Consider the following 2,369-nt stretch of genomic DNA (forward strand, 5'->3'; position numbering starts at 1 on the left):
CGGGGATCGACAGCAGCGCGATGTTTGCCAGGCACTCGCGCCAGGTTTTGCCGAGCAGCAGCGGCATGCGTGCGTCGGCCGGGGCGGTAATCAGAATCACCAGTGCGGCGACCCAGACGATCACTACCGGCGCCGCCAGCAGCAGCCAGCTGCGATCTACCCGCGTGCCGGGGCGGGCCATGCGCATGGTCAGCAACAGCGCACCGAAGAGCAGGGTCGCCGGCAGTGCCAGCTTGGCCCAGAACAGCGGCGTGGTGGCGATCACCGCCAGGTCTGCGCGGATGCCATAACCCGTCACGATCAGCAACAGCGCGCCGGCCAGGCCGCACAGCAGCGCCGTGGCGAAGCGTTTGGCGACGACGTGCCGGTCCACCGGCGCAACCTCGCTGGCGAGCAGGGCGATCAGGTCATCGGTTTTCATGCGCCACCTCGAATCTTCGCCGCCAGGGCCTTGAGCCCGCGATGGATGCCGACCTTGATCGCCGAGCTGGAAAGCCCGGTCAGACGCGCGGTTTCGTCCACCGAGCGGCCCTCCAGTTTGACGTGAACGATGGGTAGTCGCTGGCGTGGCGGCAGCTGCTGGAGCAGCTTGTCCAGGTCGCGGCGGGCCTCGGCCTGCGCGTTGTCCTGTACGGCGAGCAGCTCGTCGGCCTCGTCCAGCCAGTCCATTTGCGCGGCCTGGCGGCCACGGGTGCGGTAGTGGTCGGCCAGCTTGTAGCGACAGATCGCCTGCACCCAGACCGTCAGCGGCTGCTCAGCGCGATAGGTCTGCCGCGCATTGTGCACCGCCAGCAGTACCTCCTGCAGAACGTCTTCCAGCTCGCTCGACTGCGACAGGCGGCGACGCAGAAAACCGCGCAGATGGCCGCCGAGCTGATCAAGGAATGCCCGATAGGCCCTCGCATCGCCATCGAGCCCGCGCAGCAGCAGCGCGCGCAGCTCGTTCTCGCGGGCCTGGAGTGTCTCCTGAGAGGTAGTTCGTTCCATCGGCTGCTCTGGTTACAGGTGGAACCGCGAAATGTCCGCCGCCCGTCGGGCAGGGTCACGGTAGGGACGCCGCGAGGAAATCTCAAAATAATTTTTCGCTGGCTGTAACCACCGCGACTGACGCAGCGAATTACCTCACGAGCCGTCTGCAGATTCGCCGATGGCCACTCAATGATTGCGGAGAATCCAACATGAAGACTCTCAACCTTGCGGCCGCCGCCATTGCCCTGGCTTCGATCTCCGCGGGCGCTCAGGCAGGCGAGAACGACAAAGGCGACATGGAAAAATGCTACGGCGTCGCGCTGGCCGGACAGAACGATTGCAAGGCCGGTGCCGGCACCAGCTGCGCCGGCAGTTCCAAGCGCGATTACCAGGGCAACGCCTGGAAACTGGTGCCCGCGGGTACATGCACCTCGATCGAGACGCCCAAGGGGATGGGCTCGCTGTCGCCGGTCGAGCGCTGAGCGTAGCGTGCCGGCCATGCAGCTTCTCGGAGCAGGGCTCGGGCTCAAACCCGAGCATTACACGGACGCCGGCGCCTGCGTGGCGGACGGGCTGTGGTTCGAGGTCCATCCGGAAAACTACATGGTCGGCGGTGGCCCGCGGCTTGACTGGCTGGAGGCAGTGGGCGCGCGGCACCCGCTGTCGCTGCACGGTGTGTCGCTGTCGCTGGCCGCCGACTGTGCGCCGGATGAGACGCACCTGCAGCGACTCAAGGCGCTGGCCGAGCGTGTGCGGCCGGCGCTGATCTCCGAACACCTGGCCTGGTCGAGCTGGCGCGGCAACTACCATCCCGACCTGTTGCCTTTTCCGCGGACCACGGCGGCATTGAGGCGAATCGCGGCGAACATCGAGCGCACTCAGGAGGTGCTTGGGCAGCGCATCGCCATCGAGAATCCCAGCCATTACCTGCGCCTCGAGCAACATGAGTGGGACGAGATCGATTTTCTCGCCGAGCTCAGCCAGCGCACCGGCTGCGGCCTGCTGCTGGACGTCAATAACGTGCAGGTCAGCGCGCACAACCTGGGTTTCGATGCGGCCGCCTATCTGCGGCGCTTTCCCGCCGCGCCGATCATGGAGATCCACCTGGCCGGGCACAGCCGGGATGATGCGTCTTCGCTGCTGATCGACACCCACGATGCACCGGTGGACGCGGCGGTCTGGGCGCTCTATCGGCAACTGATCGAGCGTATCGGCCCGCGCCCGACGTTGATCGAGCGCGACGACCAGCTGCCGGCTTTCGAGACGCTAATGGTCGAGCGCGCTCGTGCCCAGCAGACGCTCGATGAAGTGGGGGGCTGGCAATGAGCGGCTCGCTGGCGGCATTTCAGGACGCCTTCGTCGCGGCGCTGACCGACGCGCCCGGCAGTGCGGCGGGCGAG

Annotated in this window: 4 protein-coding genes; 2 read left to right on the forward strand and 2 right to left on the reverse strand. The window is 66.7% G+C overall.

Annotated elements, in window-relative coordinates; translation table 11 throughout:
• On the reverse strand, positions 1-421 hold a 421-nt coding region (locus LO50_RS18140; RefSeq protein ID WP_044315879.1), incomplete at its 3' end, for an NrsF family protein.
• Entirely contained in the window at positions 418-987 is a 570-nt protein-coding gene (locus LO50_RS18145) for a sigma-70 family RNA polymerase sigma factor (protein WP_044315880.1), read from the reverse strand. The genes LO50_RS18145 and LO50_RS18140, both read right to left, overlap by 4 nt.
• A gap of 191 nt (positions 988-1,178) precedes the next feature.
• On the opposite strand from LO50_RS18145, the gene LO50_RS18150 reads away from it, so the two are divergent.
• Complete coding sequence (locus LO50_RS18150; protein ID WP_044315881.1) at positions 1,179-1,451, forward strand: BufA1 family periplasmic bufferin-type metallophore; 273 nt, start codon at positions 1,179-1,181, stop codon at positions 1,449-1,451.
• Positions 1,452-1,467: 16 nt separating this feature from the next.
• Positions 1,468-2,295, forward strand: coding sequence for an MNIO family bufferin maturase (gene bufB, locus LO50_RS18155; protein ID WP_044315882.1), 828 nt, complete (start codon positions 1,468-1,470; stop codon positions 2,293-2,295).
• The last annotated feature ends 74 nt before the right edge of the window (positions 2,296-2,369 follow it).

This window comes from Stutzerimonas stutzeri (assembly GCF_000935215.1).
Taxonomy (GTDB): domain Bacteria; phylum Pseudomonadota; class Gammaproteobacteria; order Pseudomonadales; family Pseudomonadaceae; genus Stutzerimonas.